At 71.9% G+C, this 17,414-nt stretch carries 17 protein-coding genes; 7 read left to right on the forward strand and 10 right to left on the reverse strand.

Translation table 11 applies throughout. The features are described 5' to 3' along the window. Window positions 1–162: 162 nt before the first annotated feature. Complete coding sequence (locus ACIBO1_RS26010) at window positions 163–972, reverse strand: SDR family oxidoreductase (RefSeq protein ID WP_396750935.1); 810 nt, start codon at window positions 970–972, stop codon at window positions 163–165. 66 nt (window positions 973–1,038) lie between these two features. Continuing rightward, on the reverse strand, window positions 1,039–2,163 hold the full coding sequence (locus ACIBO1_RS26015; protein WP_396750937.1) for an acyl-CoA dehydrogenase family protein: 1,125 nt from the start codon (window positions 2,161–2,163) through the stop codon (window positions 1,039–1,041). Window positions 2,164–2,297: 134 nt separating this feature from the next. Here ACIBO1_RS26015 and ACIBO1_RS26020 point away from each other — a divergent pair, with 134 nt between their 5' ends. Continuing rightward, on the forward strand, window positions 2,298–3,386 hold the full coding sequence (locus ACIBO1_RS26020; protein ID WP_396750939.1) for a class I SAM-dependent methyltransferase: 1,089 nt from the start codon (window positions 2,298–2,300) through the stop codon (window positions 3,384–3,386). Window positions 3,387–3,499: 113 nt separating this feature from the next. Here ACIBO1_RS26020 and ACIBO1_RS26025 read toward each other — a convergent pair whose 3' ends face one another. The 4 genes from ACIBO1_RS26025 to ACIBO1_RS26040 form a co-directional block, all read right to left on the reverse strand. After that, window positions 3,500–3,799, reverse strand: a complete 300-nt coding sequence (locus ACIBO1_RS26025; protein WP_131057237.1) for an acyl carrier protein — start codon at window positions 3,797–3,799, stop codon at window positions 3,500–3,502. A gap of 29 nt (window positions 3,800–3,828) precedes the next feature. After that, window positions 3,829–4,500, reverse strand: a complete 672-nt coding sequence (locus tag ACIBO1_RS26030; protein ID WP_396750941.1) for an NADPH-dependent FMN reductase — start codon at window positions 4,498–4,500, stop codon at window positions 3,829–3,831. Beyond that, the gene (locus ACIBO1_RS26035; RefSeq protein WP_396750943.1) at window positions 4,497–5,609 is read right to left on the reverse strand and encodes an LLM class flavin-dependent oxidoreductase; all 1,113 of its coding nucleotides are present in this window, start codon (window positions 5,607–5,609) and stop codon (window positions 4,497–4,499) included. Before ACIBO1_RS26035 ends, ACIBO1_RS26030 begins: the two co-directional genes overlap by 4 nt. 175 nt (window positions 5,610–5,784) lie before the next feature. Then, window positions 5,785–7,092 (reverse strand): condensation domain-containing protein, encoded by a 1,308-nt coding sequence (locus ACIBO1_RS26040; protein WP_396750945.1) that lies wholly within the window; start codon window positions 7,090–7,092, stop codon window positions 5,785–5,787. 59 nt (window positions 7,093–7,151) lie between these two features. On the opposite strand from ACIBO1_RS26040, the gene ACIBO1_RS26045 reads away from it, so the two are divergent. Both ACIBO1_RS26045 and ACIBO1_RS26050 read left to right on the forward strand, forming a co-directional pair. Continuing rightward, on the forward strand, window positions 7,152–8,123 hold the full coding sequence (locus ACIBO1_RS26045; RefSeq protein WP_396750947.1) for a ferritin-like domain-containing protein: 972 nt from the start codon (window positions 7,152–7,154) through the stop codon (window positions 8,121–8,123). Beyond that, entirely contained in the window at window positions 8,120–9,139 is a 1,020-nt protein-coding gene (locus ACIBO1_RS26050) for a methyltransferase (RefSeq protein ID WP_396750949.1), read from the forward strand. The genes ACIBO1_RS26045 and ACIBO1_RS26050 overlap by 4 nt, the downstream gene beginning before the upstream one ends. 49 nt (window positions 9,140–9,188) lie before the next feature. Here the strand turns inward: ACIBO1_RS26050 and ACIBO1_RS26055 are convergent, their stop codons facing one another. Beyond that, window positions 9,189–10,385, reverse strand: a complete 1,197-nt coding sequence (locus ACIBO1_RS26055; RefSeq protein WP_396750951.1) for a cytochrome P450 — start codon at window positions 10,383–10,385, stop codon at window positions 9,189–9,191. A gap of 516 nt (window positions 10,386–10,901) precedes the next feature. Here ACIBO1_RS26055 and ACIBO1_RS26060 point away from each other — a divergent pair. Then, complete coding sequence (locus tag ACIBO1_RS26060) at window positions 10,902–11,276, forward strand: hypothetical protein (RefSeq protein WP_396750953.1); 375 nt, start codon at window positions 10,902–10,904, stop codon at window positions 11,274–11,276. 230 nt (window positions 11,277–11,506) lie between these two features. On the opposite strand, the gene ACIBO1_RS26065 is transcribed toward ACIBO1_RS26060, so the two are convergent. Both ACIBO1_RS26065 and ACIBO1_RS26070 read right to left on the reverse strand, forming a co-directional pair. Next, window positions 11,507–11,872, reverse strand: a complete 366-nt coding sequence (locus tag ACIBO1_RS26065) for an MmcQ/YjbR family DNA-binding protein (RefSeq protein ID WP_396750955.1) — start codon at window positions 11,870–11,872, stop codon at window positions 11,507–11,509. Between the two features lie 45 nt (window positions 11,873–11,917). After that, entirely contained in the window at window positions 11,918–13,177 is a 1,260-nt protein-coding gene (locus ACIBO1_RS26070; protein ID WP_396751041.1) for a condensation domain-containing protein, read from the reverse strand. Window positions 13,178–13,331: 154 nt separating this feature from the next. Between ACIBO1_RS26070 and ACIBO1_RS26075 the strand changes: the two genes are divergently transcribed. From ACIBO1_RS26075 to ACIBO1_RS26085, 3 genes are all read left to right on the forward strand, one after another. After that, entirely contained in the window at window positions 13,332–14,540 is a 1,209-nt protein-coding gene (locus ACIBO1_RS26075; RefSeq protein WP_396750957.1) for a cytochrome P450, read from the forward strand. Window positions 14,541–14,618: 78 nt separating this feature from the next. Then, window positions 14,619–15,029: a VOC family protein gene (locus tag ACIBO1_RS26080; RefSeq protein ID WP_350694674.1), complete on the forward strand. Its 411-nt coding sequence runs from the start codon at window positions 14,619–14,621 to the stop codon at window positions 15,027–15,029. Window positions 15,030–15,136: 107 nt separating this feature from the next. Continuing rightward, window positions 15,137–15,559 carry a VOC family protein gene (locus ACIBO1_RS26085; RefSeq protein WP_396750959.1) on the forward strand — a complete coding sequence of 141 codons (423 nt, stop codon included), beginning with the start codon at window positions 15,137–15,139 and terminating at the stop codon, window positions 15,557–15,559. Window positions 15,560–15,638: 79 nt separating this feature from the next. Here the strand turns inward: ACIBO1_RS26085 and ACIBO1_RS26090 are convergent, their stop codons facing one another. Then, the gene (locus ACIBO1_RS26090; protein ID WP_396750961.1) at window positions 15,639–17,345 is read right to left on the reverse strand and encodes an MFS transporter; all 1,707 of its coding nucleotides are present in this window, start codon (window positions 17,343–17,345) and stop codon (window positions 15,639–15,641) included. Window positions 17,346–17,414 lie beyond the last annotated feature (69 nt).

The raw sequence follows: 17,414 nt of genomic DNA on the forward strand, positions 1-17,414 counted from the left end.
CCGCCGGGGGGCCGCGGGGGGGGCGCCAGCCGCGCCCCGGGGGGGGGGGGGGGGGGCCCCCCCCCCCACCCCTCCCGCCCCGGGGGGGGGGGGGGGGGGGGGGGGGGGGGGGGGGGCGCCCGCCCCCCCCCCCCCCCCCCCGCGCGGTCTCCGGCGGGTCGGTCACTGCTCGTCGGTGAGGAAGCGGCCCGGCACGTATCCGGTCCGGGCGGTGGAGAGCCCGCCGTCGACCGTGACCACCGCACCGGTCACGTACGACCCGGCGCGGCTGCACAGGTAGATGGCGGTGCCGACGATGTCGTCCGGCCGCCCGATGCGCTGCAACGGCGTCACCGCGGCGATCTCCTCACCCATCGCCTCCAGCACGCCGGCCATCATCCGGGACGGGAAGCTGCCCGGCGCGATCACGTTCGCGGTCACCGTGGGCGCGAAGTCGTGCGCCAGCATCCGGGTGATGTGGTGGATCGCCGCCTTGGCCGCGGCGGCCGAGTAGGTCGGCATCTCCGGCACCCGCTGGGCGTCCGCGCTGCCGATGTTGACGATGCGGGCCGGATCCTCGGCGGTGCCCGCCGCCCGCAGCAGTCCGGCCAGCTCCCGCACCAGGAACAGCGGCGCCTTCAGGCCCAGGTCGAGCACGCTGTCCCAGGCGTTGGCGGGGAACTGCTCCACCGGCGCGGTCCAGGCGGTGCCGGCGTTGTTCACCAGGATGTGCAGCGCGGACTCCCGCTCGCCGATCTCCCGCGCCAGCCGGACGCACTCGGCCTCGTCGGAGAGGTCGGCGGGGATCGCCACGCACGTCCCACCGCCGGCCGAGAGCTCCTGGGCCACGTCCTCGCAGTCGGACTTGGTCCGCGCGGTCAGATAGACCCGCACACCGGCGGCGACGAAACCCTCCGCGATCATCCGGCCGATGCCCTGGGTGCCGCCGGTGACCAGTGCCGTCTTGCCGGCGACCGAGAACAACTCACTCATTGGAACCTCCACAGACGATGTGCTCTCAGCGGCGCCGGTCCACGGCCGGCCCCGCGACGACTCGGGTCAGCGCGGCCCGGCGGACGTCTCCTCGTCCACCGCGAGCGCGCCCAACGTGGCGTACGAGTCGCGACCCGCCACGAAGTGCTGGGTGGCGGTACGCATGTCCCGCATCCGCCGTTGCAACGGCGAGGTGTCGTACACCCCGGTACCGCCGGACAGCGTGTACGTGGCGTCGACGACCTGCGCGCAGAGGCCGGTCACCTGGGCCGCCGCCGCGCGCAGCCGGGCCCGGCCACCCGGCGACGCGGAGTCGGGTGCCGTCGTGGCCTCGGCCGCCTCCGCGTACAGCAGCGCCCGGGCCGCGCGGTGCATGGTCTGCGCCTCGCCCAGCCGGTCGAGGAAGACCGGCGAGTCGGCGAGCCGCCGCGCGCTCAACGCCGGACGTTTGCCGTCGGCGGCCAGGCGCACCAGGTCGGTCAGCGCGCCGTCGGCCAGACCGACCGCCACCGCGCCGATGATCAGGCTGGACTGTGCGATGCGGTGCGCGGCGTCATCGTCCTGCGGAGAGACCGCGAGATGCTCCGGCACCCGCGCGTCGTCGACCGTCACGTCGTGGCTGGCGGTGCCGCGCAGGCCCAGCACCTGCCAGGTGTCGAGGACGCGAACGTCGCGGGCCGGGACGAACAGGATGCGGGTGGCGGGTGCGCCGTCCGGGCCGACCGGGACGCTGCGACCGGACACCAGCACGCAGTTCAGATAGAACCAGGCGGCCCGGGGGCACCCGGTGACGAAGGGCCAGCGGCCGGTCACCCGCCAGCCGTCGTCGCCGGTACGGGCCCGGCCCTTGGGTGCCACGGCACCGGCGACCAGGGTGTCCGCGCCGTCGGCGAAGACCTCGTCCAGCGCGGCGGCCGGACCACACCCCACGATCAGGTGCGACAGCGCCACCTGACCCACCGTCCACGAGGTGGCCGCGTCGGCACGGGCGAGTTCCTCCAGCACGGCGAGCACGTCGGGCAGGTCGAGCTGGTCGCCGCCGTGACTGGCGGGGGCGAACATCCGGAAGCAGCCGGCCGTGCGGAGGTCGTCCACGAGGTCGTCGGGGAGGCCGCGCCGCTGCTCGATCTCCTCGGCGTGCTTCGCCACGCGGGACGCCAGCTCGCGTACCCGGGACAGCGTTGGGTTCACGTCGGCCCCCTCCTGTGTTCGGTGTGTCGTGTTCGGACGCTATCTCCCGCCGCCGGGTGCTGTCCATGGCGCGCCCGCGTGGATAGAGTGTGTCGAGAAAACAACACACACATGTGTCGCCGGAGGGGATACCGATGACGACTCCCGTCGACCCGCAGGCTCGGGTCTTCGCGGTCCGGATGTGGACCTCGCTGCTGGCCACCCAGGAACTGCTCGCCACCTACCTCGGTGTCCGTCTCGGGCTCTACGACGACCTCGCGGCCAAGGGGCCCGGCACGGTGGGTGAGATCGCCGCGCGGGTCGGGGTCGACCCCCGGTACGCCCGCGAGTGGCTGGAACAGCAGGCGGTGGCCGGTGTCCTGACCGTCGACGACGCCTCGGCCCCGGCCGACGAGCGGGTGTTCACGCTGCCCGCCGCGCACGCCGAGGTGCTGACCGTCTCGGACAGTCCGCTGTCCATGTCGGCGTTGGCCGTGCTGCCGCTGGGCGGGGTCGCGGCGGCGCTGCCGGCGCTGCTCGACGCGTACCGCAGCGGCGACGGCGTGGCCGACGCGGTCTACGGCGTCGACTGGCGGGAGGGGCATGCCGGGGCGAACCGGGCGATGTTCACCCACCAGATGGCCGGCTGGCTGCGCCGGCACGCCCCGGACATCCACACCCGACTGGTCGGCACCCCGGCCCGGGTCGCGGACGTGGCCTGCGGTGCGGGCTGGGCGGGCATCGGGTTGGCCCGGTCCTTCCCCGGGATCACCGTCGACGGGTACGACATCGACCCCGAGGTGATCGCGGACGCCACCGGGCACGCCGCCGACGCCGGGTTGAGCGACCGGGTCTCCTTCGCCGCCCGGGACGCCGCCGATCCCGACCTGGCCGGCACGTACGACCTGGTCTGCCTCTTCGACGCGCTGCACGAGATCGCGCGCCCGGTGGAGGTGCTGCGGGCCTGCCGGCGGCTGTGCGCCGACGGCGGCAGCGTGCTGGTGCTCGACGCCCGGGTGACGGAGCGGTTCGCCGCACCGGCCGACGAGATCGAACGCTTCCAGTACGCCACCAGCGTGCTGCACTGCCTACCGGCGAGCCGCAGTCAGCAGCCCTCGGCCGGCACCGGCACGGTGCTGCGCCCGGACGTCGTCCGGGACCTCGCGACCGAGGCCGGGTTCGTGGCGGTCACCCAACTGCCCATCGACGACCGCTTCCACCGGCTGTACCGGCTGATCGGCTGAGCCCGCCGCCGTCCCGGCCCACCGCCCGCCGGCGTCGTACCCGGCGGGCGGCGGGCCGGACGACGAAACGGCCGACCACCTTGTGGGTGGCCGGCCGTTGCCGTTTGCGAGGATCAGGCCCCGGCGTCACGCTCCGCGATCCGGCGCAGCACGTGCTCCTGCACCGCGCCGAGGGAGGTGATCGACCGGGCCGTCTTCTCGTCGATCGGTTCCAGGTCGAACTCGTCCTCTAGCGCGAAGGCGAGTTCCATCAGGGCCAGCGAGTGGAAGCCGAGGTCCTGGACCAGGGCCGTCTCCTCCCCACGCAGGCCGTCGGGGTTGGGCGCCAGGTCGAGCACGATGGCCTGGACCTGAGCGCGGATCTGCTCGTCGGACTGCTTCGGCCCCACGACCGTCGGGGTCTGCTCACTCATGGTCGCTACTTCCTTCCGGATCGCCCGGCTCACCGGAGCTGTGCGGGTTGATGGACGGGAACGGGTTCCGCGGGTCGGTGCGGTCCCACAGACGGGGTCTGGCAACTACGCAGCACGGCGGCGAGCACCGGCACCGCGGCCGTGGTCCATCCGGCGACCGCCGCGTCGAGGTCGCCGAACTCCTCCTCGAGCACCGCCAGACCGCGGACCGGCACCACGGCGCCCAACTCCACCAGCAGTGGCCGCAGTTGGGCGTCGGCGACGTACCGGTGCTGCGCCCAGCCGGCGGTCGTCACCGGTACGGCGACCGTGCCCGGACGCAGGCCCTCGCGGGGGAGCATGTCGAGGAAGAGCTTCAGCAGGCCGGTGTAGGAGCCCTTGAAGGTCGGGCTCACCACCACCAGCAGGCCGGGTCCGCGGACCCGGGCGACCACCCGTTCCAGGGGCGCGTGGGCGGCGGTGCCGGCGATCAGCCGGGACGGCAGGTCCGCGCCGAGCTCGGCCAGGTCGACCAGGTGCGGCTCGCCGAGGTGTACGCCGAGGTCGGCCAGACCGTCACGCAGAGCGCCGGTCACGTGCCGGGCCACGGTGAGGGTGCGCGAGCCCCGGCGCGGGTTGCCGATCAGGACGGTGGTCGGTACGGACCGGGGATCCGTCGGTGGGATCATCCGCTCGGGCGCGTGCTGCCGCAGGTCGGTCACCGGTCTCCTTCCGGTTCGGCCAGCAGTCCCCGCCTGCGGAGGATCGGCAGCACACCCTCGCCGAAGGTGTACGCCTCCTCCAGATGCGGCTGGCCGGAGAGGATCAGATGGTCCAGTCCGAGGGCGTGGTACTCCTCGATCCGGTCGGCCACCTCGACGTGGCTGCCGACCAGTGCGGCACCGGCGCCCGGGCGGACCAGCCCGTAGCCGGCCCACACGTTCGGATAGACCTCGAGGCTCTCGGTGCGGCCCTGGTGCAGGGCGGCCATCCGGCGTTGCCCCTCGGACTCGGTGCGCGCAAAGCGCCGCTGGGCTGCGGCGATGGTGTCCGGGTGCATCCCGGCCACCAGGCGGTGCGCGACGTCCCACGCCTCCTCGGTGGTGTCCCGGCTGATCACGTGGAACCGGGAGCCGTAGGACAGCTCGCGGCCCTGCGCGTCGGCCCGGTCCCGGACCTTCTTCACCAGGGCGGCGAGTTGCTCGGGCGGTTCGCCCCAGGCCAGGTAGACGTCGGCGTGCCGGGCGGCCACGTCGTGCGCGGCGGCCGAGGAGCCGCCGAGGAAGACCGGCGGGGTGACCGGGTGTCCCCGGGTGAGCCGACCGGCGCGGACCCGGTAGTGGGTGCCCTCGAAGTCGTACGTGCCGCCGGACCAGGCGCGGCCGAACACGTCGAGGAACTCCTCGGCCCGGGCGTAGCGCTGGTCGTGGTCGAGCCAGTCGCCGTAGCGCAACTGCTCGTCGCGGTCGCCGCCGGTGACCACGTTGAGCAGCAGCCGACCGCCGGAGAGGCGTTGCAGGGTGGCGGCCATCTGCGCGGCGATCGTCGGGGCCATCGAGCCGGGGCGTACCGCGACCATGAAGTGCAGCCGGCGGGTCCGGTCCGCCAGGGCGGCCGACACCAGCCACGGGTCCTCGCAGAAGAGCCCGGTCGGCACCAGTGCGCCGGTGAAACCGAACCGGTCGGCGGCCATCGCCACCTGCGCCAGGTAGTCGATGTCCGGCGCGCGCCGGACGTTGTCCGCCGGGTCGACGGGCGCGCCCTGCGGGGTCTTCGCCACCTCACGGCCGTCACCGTGGGACGGGAGGAACCAGTGCAGGTGAAGTGGCATGTGGACCTTCCTGTCACAGCAGTGGTCGTGTGAGCGGTCGCGTCCGGCGGGTACAGGCACCCCCGCTTCCTGCGCGCTACCAGGTAGGGCTGGTCGAAGCCTCTCAGCACCCGGATGCGGTGTCAAGAGTGTGTGACGCCAGTGTCGTGTTGTGTGGCGCTTGTTCGTGGTGCCGTCAGCCGCCGCGCCTGGTCCGCAGCGGTGCGGTCGGTTCGGCGGCCAGCCGGGCGGCCAGGTCCGCGTAGCCGGTCAGGAACGCCTGCGCCTCGGCGGGCGGGTACGCGGCGGTGCTGTGGTAGAAGACCGCACGCAGGTCCGCCGTGCCGACCGGGGCCACCGCCAGCTCGAACTGGAACCGGCTGCCCAGCCCGGGCGGCACCAGCAGCTCGAAGCCGACGCCCGCCGACACCGTCTGGTGCTGCACCTCGGCCATCACGTTGAACAGCACGTCGTCGGCGCGCCGGCCGCCGGTCTGCACCACGTCCAGCGGCAGCATCTGGTAGGGCAGGTCCTGATAGGTGAAGGCGCCGATGGCCGCCCCATGCGCCTGCCCGACCAGGTCGGCGAAGGTCTCGGCCTGCCCGACCTTCGCCCGCAGCAGCACCATGTTGGCCAGCAGGCCGACGGTCTCCCGCAGCTCCGGACGGGACCGGTTGGCGAACATCGAGGCCACCGCCAGGTCGTCCTGGCCGGTGATGCGGTGCAGGTGGTGATAGAAGACCGCCAGCAGCACCGCGAACAGGGTGCTCCGCTGGGTACGCGCCAGCGCGCGCAGCCGCGCCACCGCCTCCCGGTCCAGGTCGACCGCCACGTCCGAGGTGGCCGGACCCTCCGACGGCGGATCGACGACCGCGGTCGTGCCCACCGCCGGCAGTTCGCTGCCGGTCAGCTGCCGCCGCCAGTACTCCCGGTGCCGGCGCAGCCCGTCGCCGTCGAGCAGCTCCTGCTGCCAGCGGACGAACGACGAGTACTGCCAACCGGTGGCGGGCAGCCGCGCCGGCACCCCGAGGGCCTGCGCGTAGAGCACGCCGAGGTCCCGGAAGAGGATGCCGGTGGACCAGGCGTCGGTGACCAGGTGGTGCAGGTTCAGGCAGAGCACGTGCTCGTCCGGCCCGAGCCGCCACAGCGTGCTGCGCGACGGCCACTCGGTCGGGTCGATCGCGGTCCGCAGCTCGGCGCGTACCGCCTGGTCGAGGGCGGCGGCCGGGTCCGGCCGGTCGGACAGGTCCACCCGGCGGGCGGCGGCCGGTGCCGGCGGGTGCACCACCTGGGCCAGCCGCGCACCCCGACCGGTGAAGGTGGTGCGCAGCGACTCGTGCCGGGCGGTGAGGGCGGACAACGCGGCGTCCAGCGCGTCGGCGTCGACCCGACCGGTGAGCCGACACAGCAGCGGGCAGCTCAGCGCACCGAAGTCGGTGCGGTAGTGCTTGATCATCCAGAGGAGTCGTTGGGCCACGGAAGCTGGTGTCTGTTGTGTCTCCACGCACGGACCATAGCGTCACCGCATTGGCATCGGTGAGGTCTCTGGGTACCTTGTGTCGTATGAGCTTTGTTGTGCCGGCCCGCGTCGACACCACACTCACCTGGGACTACGAAGCCTCCGATCCACGGCTCGTGGCGCTCTACGAACGGGCCAAGGAAGCCCAGTGGAAGGTCTCCGACGTCGACTGGTCGGTGCCGGTGCCGTTCGGCGAACCGCTGCCGGACGACTCCGCCTTCGCGATGGCCGCGTTCGCCGAGTCGCCGCTTGCGCCGCGTGGTCCCCGGGCCTGGGACGCGTTCCGGTGGGAGTTCCAGTCCTGGATGGTCAGTCAGTTCCTGCACGGCGAGCAGGCCGCGATGATCGTCGCGGCCCGGCTGGTGGAGACCGTGCCGGACCTGGACAGCAAGTTCTATGCCGCCACCCAGGCCGTGGACGAGGCCCGGCACGTGGAGGTCTTCTCCCGGTACCTGCGGGAGAAGATCCCCGAACCGTACCCGGTCTCCGAGCCGCTGCGGGAACTGCTCACCGACATCCTGTCCGACTCGCGCTGGGACGTCACCGCGCTCGGCATGCAGATCATGGTCGAGGCGATCGCAATGGCCTCGTTCCGGCTCTCCAACAGCAGCTTCCATGATCCGCTGATCAAGGAGCTGACCCATCTCGTGGCCCGGGACGAGGCCCGGCACGTCACCTTCGGCGTGCTCTCCCTCTCCGGGCTCTACGACCAGCTCACCACGGCCGAGCGGGCGGAGCGGGAGGAACTGGTCCTGGACGCCGCGGCCCTGATCCGTCGGCGGTTCCTGCTCGACGACATCTGGGAGCGGCTGGAGGTGAACCGCGCCGAGGGCGTCGCCTTCGCCACCAACCACGACCTGATGATCAAGTACCGGCAGGCGGTGTTCTCGCGGGTCGCGGTGGCGCTCGGGCAGATCGGCCTGATGACCGAACCGGTCCGCACCGGACTGGACAAGCTGGGTCTGTTGCAGTTCGCCGGTGAGCGGCTGCGTATCCGTAGGGGGAGACTGGCATGACGGCCACCCGACGCAATCTCGACCTGACCGCCGTGGTCCGGCTCGGCGAGTTGGGGGACCAGATCACCCCGTTCGCCCTGCGGGCCGCCTGTGACCTGCGCATCGCCGACCTGCTGGTCGACGGTCCGCGACCGGTGTCGGAGCTGGCCGCCTCGGCCGGCGCGCATACCGGGGCGCTGCTGCGCCTGCTGCGGGCGCTGGCCGCCCGGGGCGTGTTCAGCGAGGTCGCCGACGCCACCTTCGCGCTCACCCCGCTGGCCGAGCCGTTGCGCGGCGACCACCCGATGTCGCTGCGCGACAGTTTCACGCTGCTCGAATCCGATGTGCGGGCCTGGGCCGCGATCGGGCACACGCTGCGCACCGGGGAACCGGCCTTCGGGCACGTGCACGGCCAGGACTACTGGAGCTACCTCGCCGACCACCCGCAGGAGAGCGCCCGCGTCGACGACTGGATGCGCAGCGTCAACCACCTGCACCTGCGGACCGTGCTCGGGGCGTACCCGTGGCGTCGGTTCGGCACGCTGGTGGACGTCGGCGGCGGGACCGGCGGGTTCCTGGCCGGTCTGCTCACCCGCTTCCCCGGCGTACGCGGGGTGCTGTTCGACCTGCCGCACGTGGTGGCCGGCGCGCCGAAGGTGCTGGCCGAGGCCGGTGTGGCCGACCGCTGCGAGGTGGTGCCCGGCGACGCCTTCGGCACCGTGCCCGCCGGTGGGGACGGTTACCTGCTCAAGACCGTGCTGCCGGGCTTCGACGACGACGACGCGGCGCGCATCCTCGGCACCGTGCGCGCCGCGATGCGACCCGACTCGCGGCTGGTCCTGCTGGAGGCGGTGCTCCCGCCCGGGGACGCCTTCGACATGGCGAAGCTCTTCGACGTGCACGCGATGGTGCTCACCGGTGGCGCGCACCGCAGCGCCGAGGAGACCGGTCGGTTGCTGGAGCGGGCCGGGCTGCGACTGACCCAGGTCATCGGTACGCCCACGCTGACCGCGATCGAGGCCCTGCCGGCCGACTGAGCCGGCCGGCAGGGGACCTCGGACGCACCGGCCCGCTGCGGCGGGCCGGTCAGCCGAGCCGGATCGGCACCGAGGCGTACGCGCGGAACGGCGTGTCGCGTTCGCGTACGGTCGGGCCGTCCGGTTCGAGCACCGCGAGGCGGGCCAGCCGGTCGAACACCACGGCACCCTCCATCCGGGCCAGGAAGGCACCGAGGCACAGGTGGGCGCCGCCACCGAAGGCGAGGTGCGGGTTGTCGGTGCGGCCCACGTCCAGCCGGTCCGGCCGGGTGAACCGGCGCTCGTCGTGGTTCGCCGAACCGATCATGAGCACCAGGACCCGTCCCTTGCGGACCGTGCGCCCGCCGATCTCGATCGGCTCGTGCACGTAGCGGGCCGTGCCCTGGATCGGGGCGTCCCAGCGCAGGAACTCGTCGACCGCGGTGGTCGCCAGGGCCGGGTCGGCCCGTAGCCGGTCGAGCTGGTCCGGGTGGGCCAGCAGCGCGGCGGTGCCGGTGGTGATCATGTGCACCGTGGTCTCGAAGCCGGCGAAGAACGAGAAGACGGTGTTGTCCACGATCTCGTCGTGGCTCAGGCTGTCGCCGGACTCCTCGACGTCGAGCAGCCGGGAGAGCAGGTCGTCGCCCCGGCGGGAGCGGCGCTGGTCGAGCAGGTCGCCGATGTGCTCGCGCAGCCAGCGGACGGCCACGTCGGCGTCGGCGCGGGCGTGCTCGGGGACCACGGCGGTGAAGGCGCGACCGAGGTTCATCGCGTGCCGACGGACGTCGTCGGTGGACTCCGGCGGAATGCCCATCAGCCGGCAGACCACCCGCACCGGCAGCGGGTAGGCCAGCTCGGGGACCAGGTCCATCCGGCCCGCCGCCACGGCCGGCGTGAGCATCTCGTCGACCAGTTCCTCGACGTAGGACCGCAGTTGACGGACGACTGCGGGGCTGAACGCGCGGCTCATCAGCCGGCGCAGCCGGACGTGGTCCGGCGGGTCGCGGTAGAGCATGATGCGCTGGAAGAAGGCACTGGCGGGGCCGTCGCCCACGGACACCTCGTGGTAGCCGGCGGGGAACTCGCTGCCCAGTCGAGGGTCGTGTTGCAGGGCCACCACGTCGGCGAAGCGGGTGACACCCCAACTGCCCGGCCCGATCCGGCACAGCGGGCCGGCGGCGCGCAGCCGGGCGTACTCGGGGTAGGGGTCCTCGACGACGTTCGGGTCCAGGGCGTCGAACCGGGGTGCGAGGGTCGGTGCGCTCATCTGCCTAGTGTCTGTCGGGTTGCCGCCGTCGGGCAAGAGTGATGACGACACACCACACACTCCGTCGGTCCGGTCGGGACGTCCGATCCGTGCCGGTCAGGGGCTCCGTCGACTTTTGTCGGATGTTCGGCCGGCGGTCCGGGTGCGATCACGTGCGGTGACCGGTGCGCCCGAACGGGCATCGGCTCCGCCGTGCCGCATGCACGGGACGGGTGTCCGGTTCCCCAGGTCGTAGCCGCTGCTCACCAACGAGGCGTCGGTCCGGTGCCCGGGACCGGGGTCGGGCGGCCGGAGATCTTCCTGTGTAGGCACGGAAAGTAACGTGCATTGTGGTCCATCAGAATCATCAGCCGGAGATAGCACGCGGATGTCCCAGTATTGAAGCCGATCGGTTATTCCCATGCCGCGCGAGTGCGTTCTATGGTGTGAGATCAGCAGGAGGGGGGAATTGTGTTGCCTATGGTCAAGGCTCGGAGGGTGAGTCGAACCGCCGTAGCGATTTCCGTCAGCGGCAGCGTGGATCAGAGCACGGCGGGGTACGTCACCCGCGTCGCCGAGTACATGTTGGACCACGGTGACCTGCTGCCCGACCAGGTGGAACTGGACCTGACCGACGTCACCGGCGTGGACGAGGTGGGCTTCACCTCGCTCGTCGACGTCGCGGCCGGTGCGAGCGCGGCGGGGGCCGCGGTGGTCGTGCGCTGCGGGGCGGAGCGGGCGATGCTGGAGGGGCGGCGCAGCGGGCGCGGCGTGGCGTCCGAGCAGATCGGCCGCATGCTGCGGCTGCACCTGCAGTTCCTGGTGCGTCGGCGCAGGTCGCGACCGGCGGTGGCGGAGGCGCGGGTGGTGCGCTGGTGCCCCGGCCCACTCGCCGGGCGCAATCGGGGCTGACCGGATCTGCGGGGGTGCGGGTCGGTCGGTCCGAAAGTTTATGTGTGTCGTTTCGGTCCGATTCAGAAAGACTTAACCGGATTATCCGCGCGGCGAGATCTGCAATTTGCATAAGTGGTCGACGGCGTCACGTCGGTGGGGAATAGCTCGATTCGTGCGACGTCGATAATTGCGGGTTCAATCAATTGTGTTGTCGGATGTCGCCTGTTCCGGTCGGCCGCGCGAGCCCACTACCCGACACCGCCCTCGCCCGGACGCGTCGCGTCGAACGCCGCCACCAGACGTCGGGGCGCCCGCCGTCGCCAGGCTTCGGTGAGCAGCTCGGACAGCTGCCCGGGATCGACCCGGTCCAGCCGGGCACTGGTCCAGCCCTGGCGTCCCCAGTGGTTGTCCGGGGCGCCGAAGGTGGCCGGGTCCTCGGCGAGCAGCGCGGCCTGCTCCTGCGGGTCGAGCCGCAGCATGACGGTGCCCGCACCGGCCGGGAAGGCGGCGAAGATCTTGTTGCGGACCCGCAGGTCGGCGTTGTCGAAGTGGGCGCTGGCCTGCGCCTCGGGCAGGCGCAGCGCGATCCGCCGGACCTCGTCCTCAGTGATCATCTCGGCCCTCTCCGGGTCGTGCCGGCCCGGAGAGGGCCGGCGGGCTCAGGTCACCGGCGCGCCGCGCAGCCGGGCGAGCGGGACGTCGGCGTCGGCGACCGCGCGTCGCACCAGGGTGACATAGTCGCGGACGAAGGTGTCCGCCCACAGTGGGTCGAACTCCGCCCGCGAACACAACAGCAGGGCGGAGAGCTGATCGCCCTGCGGCACCACGACGAACTCCAGCGCGAAGCGCCGCCGTTCGAGTTGGGCCTCCATGTCGTCGAGCTCCTCGCCGGCCATGTCCGCCCGGGTCATCAGGCTGCCGAGCAGTTGGAACAGCACGTCGTCGGTGCGTCCGGTGCCGCCCGCCACGGTGTCCGGCGGGAGCAGCTGGTGCGGCAGGTCCTGGTGCCGCATCGCGTCCATCACGGTGGTCCGGGCCTGTGCGATCAGCTCGCTCAGTGTGGTGTCCGGCGTGAAGCGTTCCCGAAGCAACACCATGCTGGCGAAGAAGCCCACCGTGTCGCGTACCTGCGGCTGCCCACGGTTGGCGAACAGCGAGGCCACGGTGAGGTCGTCGGCGCCGGTCTCGGCGTACAGCAGGGCGTAGAACACCGCCAGCGTGACCGGGAACAGCGTGGTGCGGTGCCGACGGGCGAGCTGTCGCAGGGCGGCGGTGGTCTCGGCGTCCACGTAGTGCTCGACCGAGATCCACGGCGGTTCGCCCTCGGGCACCGGACGCCGTCTGCGGGCCGGCAGCTCCACCAGGCGCGCGCCGCTCAGCTTGCCGGTCCAGTAGTCGGTGAGCCGCTGAAGGTTCGCACCGGAGAGCTGCTCGGCCTGCCAGCGGGCCCACTGCGCGTACTGCCACTGCGGGGCGGGCAGGTCGACCGTCTCGCCGGTCTCGGCCGCGTACAGCGTCCGCAGGTCGCGGGCGAGCAACGCGTTGGAGTAGTCGTCGGAGCAGTAGTGGTGCAGGGTGAGCACCACCAGGTGGTGCTCCGGGTCGAGCCGGACCACCCGTGGTCGCAGCGGCCACACCGAGGCGTCGACCCCGCCTGCCACCTCGGTGGCGACGATCTCCCGGGCGGCGGCGGCCGGGTCGGCCTCGGCCGACACGTCGGTCACCGGCACCGGCACCGGGCGCGGCTCGTGGATCTGCTGGCGCATCCGGCGACCCCGTGGGTACGTGGTCCGCAGTGGCTCGTGCCGGGCGGTCAGGGCGGCCACCGCCCGCGTCATCGCCTCGTGGTCGTACGGACCACGCAGGCGCCACAGCACCTGTTCGTTGAGAGCGCTGTCCCGTCCCCGGTAGTGGTCCATCAGGGCCAGGAGGCGTTGACCGACGGAAGCGGGTTCCTCACGCACGAACTGAGCCACGGACCGAGCCTAGAACAGCCCGTGGACCTTGTCGACTGTGTCGATAGATGTATGTAGGGTCTTGCCGCCCGCCAGGCTCTCCCGGATAGTGCTCTGTATGCGAGCCGAGACCGCGCGTCCTCACCTGTCCGCGGCGTTCCTGGCGACCCAGGACGACCCGTACCCGGCCTACGCGCAACTGCGGGAACGCGGCCCGCTGTCCCGGGCCGAGCTGGGTCAGTGGCTGGTCACCGGGCACTCCCTGGTGTCCACGCTGCTGCGCGAGGGCCGGCTGGAGAGCCGGATGCCGCCGGAGTACACGCGGATCACCCTCGGCGACGGGCCGGGCGCGGAGTTCCTGGACCGGATCGTGCTGACCCGTACCCCGCCGGACCACACCCGACTGCGGCGGTTCATCGGTCGGGCGCTCGGTACCCCGGTGGCGCGCCGGCTGACCGGACACATCGGTGCGGCGGCCGACGCGCTGCTCGACCCCGCCCTGGAACGCGGCACCCTCGACGTGGTGACCGACCTCGCGGTGCCGCTGCCGGTCGGGGTGGTGTGCGACCTGATCGGGATCCCGGCCGAGGACCGGCCGGAGGTGCTGACCCGGGTGATCTCACTGGCCAAGGTCTTCGACGCGGCCAACCTCACCCCAGCCGACCTGCACGACATCAACGCCGCGCTGCCGTGGCTGCACGACTACCTCGGCGAGCTGCTCGCCACCCGCCGCGACGAGCCCGGCGGACCGACGCTGGCCGGGATGTACTGGGAGGAGTCGGCCACCGACCGGCTGTCCGTGGCCGACTTCGTGGACAACATGCTCTTCCTGTTCCACGCCGGCTTCGAGACCACCATGGGCCTGGTCTCCAACGGCGTGGCGGCGCTGCTCGCGCACCCGGACCAACTGCGCCGGCTGCGCGCCGACCCGGGCCTGGTGCCCACCGCGGTGGAGGAGTTCCTGCGGTACGACGCGCCGATCCAGAACGTCATCCGGGTGGCCCGCGAACCGGTGGAGGTGGAGGGGGTGAAGATCCGGGCGGGTCGGACCGTCCTGCTGCTGCTCGGCGCCGCCAACCGGGACGCCACCGTGTTCGCCGACGCCGAGCGCCTGGACGTCGGTCGTGACCCCAACCCGCATCTCGGGTTCGGCGGCGGGTTGCACCACTGTCTCGGTACCGCGATGGCCCGGTTGATGTCGGTGATCGTGTTCGAGCGGTTGGTGCGGACGGTGGAGATCCTCGGTCCGGCGGGGCCGCCGGTCCGGCGCCGACACGCCAGCCTGCGCTCGTACGAGCAGCTACCGTTGCTGGTACGACCGCGCTGACCCGGGTGTGTCGGCTGTCTGGGCCGGAGGCGGCTGGGTAGGGTGGATGTCGTCTGTCGACATCAGGAGGATCCACACATGTCCGATGTGGTCGCGCCGGTGATCCCTTTCCTTCGCTACCGGGACCCGGGTGCCGCCATCGACTGGCTCTGCTCCGCCTTCGGGTTCACGTTGCTGGAGAAGACCACCGGTGGCGAGGGTCAGGTGGTGCACGCCGAGCTGCGGTGGGGCATCGGGACGTTCCAACTCGGTCCGGCCGGCTCGTCCAGCCTGCCCATGGCCAGCCCCCGGGATCTGCCGATGACCAGCCAGGGCGTCTACGTCTACGTCGGTGACGCCGTCGACGCCCACCACGACCGGGCGGTGGCGGCGGGCGCCGAGGTGGTCATGCCGCTCACCGACACCGACTACGGCTCGCGGGAGTACGTGGTCCGCGACCTGGAGGGCCACCTGTGGGGTTTCGGCAGCTACGCCCCGAAGCTCGACTGACCGTCGACGACAGAACGTCGGCTTCTTGTCGTCCGCCGGACGCAAAGAGCACATAGAGTGATTGTTCGTCCTGACAGGCTCGCCGTATCGACTCCGAGGAGTGACCCATGGCCGATTCCTCCGTGCCGCCCACCATCGCCCCGTACATCGCCTACGAGAACCCGGCCAAGGCCATCGAATGGCTGGTGAACACGTTCGGCTTCACCACGCTCGGGGTCTTCGACGACGGGCAGGGCAACGTCTACCACGCCGAACTCAAGATCGGTGACCACGGTCTGATCATGATCAACCCGGCCAACGGCGGGCTGCGGCTCGGCGAGCCGCGGGCGCTCGGTGCCGCCACCGCCGGCACGTTCGTCCGGGTCGAGACCGACACCGAGGTGGACGCGCTGCACGCCAAGGCGGTCGCCGGTGGCGCCGAGATCCTGCTCGCGCCGGAGAGCAAGCCGCACGACTCGTACGAGTTCACCTGCCAGGACCCGCAGGGCCACGTGTGGACCATCGCGACCTACCGGACCGCGCTCGGCTGATCCGACCCGCGACACACCGCGGCCCCGGTACCTCCGCGACGGAGGTACCGGGGCCGCCGTTCGTGTCGGCCGAACCTGATCAGCGGCGAGGCAGCAGGAAGCTACCCAGCAGGGCCAGCGCGAAGCTGATCACGCTGAACCAGAGCGTGCCGACCATGGCCCGTTGGAAGCTGATCTGGCTGGCCTCGAACGACCGCTCTTCGATCACCTCGACGGCCCGGTCACCGCCACCGGCCGCCACGGTCGCGCTGTCGCAACCGGCCGGCGGCAGCGTCGGGTCGGCGGCGCCGAGCTGGGTGCTCACGCAGTCCCGGAAGCGTTGCCCGATCTGCTCGGCCTGGCCCTCGGCGACACCGACGGCGACCAGGTCCGCGCGCAGACGCGGTCCCACGTCGTCGGTGGCGGTGGGCGCGTTGGCGGCGATCAGGCTGAAGAAGAGCGTGCCGCAGGCGGCGATGCCCAGCGTCACGCCGATCTGGTAGTTGGCGTTGACCACCCCGGAGGCCGATCCGGCCTGATGCCCGGGCACGTCGTGCAGGGAGTACCCCATCAGCGGCGGGAAGGTCATACCCATGCCGGCACCGCCGATGAACATCGGCACCAGCAACTGCCAGATGGTCACCTGCGGGGTGCTGTCGATCACCCACATGAACCAGAACATGCTGGCGATCAGCAGCACCAACCCGAGCTGGAGGCCCACCCGACCGAGCTTCGGCGTGATCCAGCGGGCGGAGAGCCAGCCGAGCAGTGGTACCGCGATGTCCCAGGGCAGCCCGGCCAGACCGGCGCGCAGGATGCTGTAGCCCACGCCGATCTGCACGTAGATCGTGATGACCAGGAAGAACGACATCACCGCGCCCTGGAAGAGGAAGACCACCACCAGGCCGGAGCTGAACGAGCGGTGCCGGAACAGCGACAGCGGCACCAGCGGCGACTCGGTGCGGGAGCGCTGGTGCAGCACGAACAGCGCGAACACCACCAGACCGGCGACCATCATGGCGTACGTCCACAGCGGCCAGCCGTGCTCGCGACCCTGCACCAGCGGGTAGACGATCAGCATCACCGCCGCCGTGATCAGCGTCGCGCCGACCACGTCGAGCCGCTCCCCGCGGTTGCGCTCGGACTCGGGCAGCAGCGCCCGCGCGGCGAAGAACGCCGCGATGCCGATCGGGACGTTGACCAGGAAGATCATGCGCCAGCCGAGGCCGCCCACGTTAGCGGTGGTCAGCAGCGCGCCGACCAGTGGACCGCCGACCGTACCGAAGGCGAGCGCGGCGCTGAGTGCGGCGAACGCCCGGCCGCGTTCCTTGGGGGCGTAGAGCAACTGGATCAGCGTGTAGACCTGCGGCACCATCACCGCGCCCATCGCGCCCTGGAGGAAGCGCAGCACGATGAGCTGCTCGGGCGACTGGGCCATGCCGGCGAGCAACGAGGTGAAGGTGAAGCCGGCGACACCGATCAGGAACATCCGGCGTACGCCGACGATGTCGCCGAGCCGACCGGAAATGATCAGCATCGAGGCGAAGGCGAGCGCGTAGCCGGCCACCAGCCACTGCATGGTGGAGGCGGTGGCGTTGATGCCGTCCCGGATCGACGGCAGCGCCACGTTGACGATGGTGATGTCGAGCAGGTCCAGCACGAACCCGGTGAGCACCACGATCAGGGCGAGGGTGCGCTTGCGACCGGTGACCGGTGGTACGAACTCGTCGGGTGGCGTCGCGGCCGGCGCAGGCGCCGACACCGTGTCGGTGTCGGTTCCTGGCGACGTGCGAGTGTCGTCAGACATCAGATCCCTCTCCTGGGGGGTTCGGTGGACGTGACGGTGCGGGTGCGTCCCCGGTCTCGGGCACGGAAG

This window comes from Micromonospora sp. NPDC049903 (genome assembly GCF_044460945.1).
Classification (GTDB): Bacteria; Actinomycetota; Actinomycetes; order Mycobacteriales; family Micromonosporaceae; genus Micromonospora.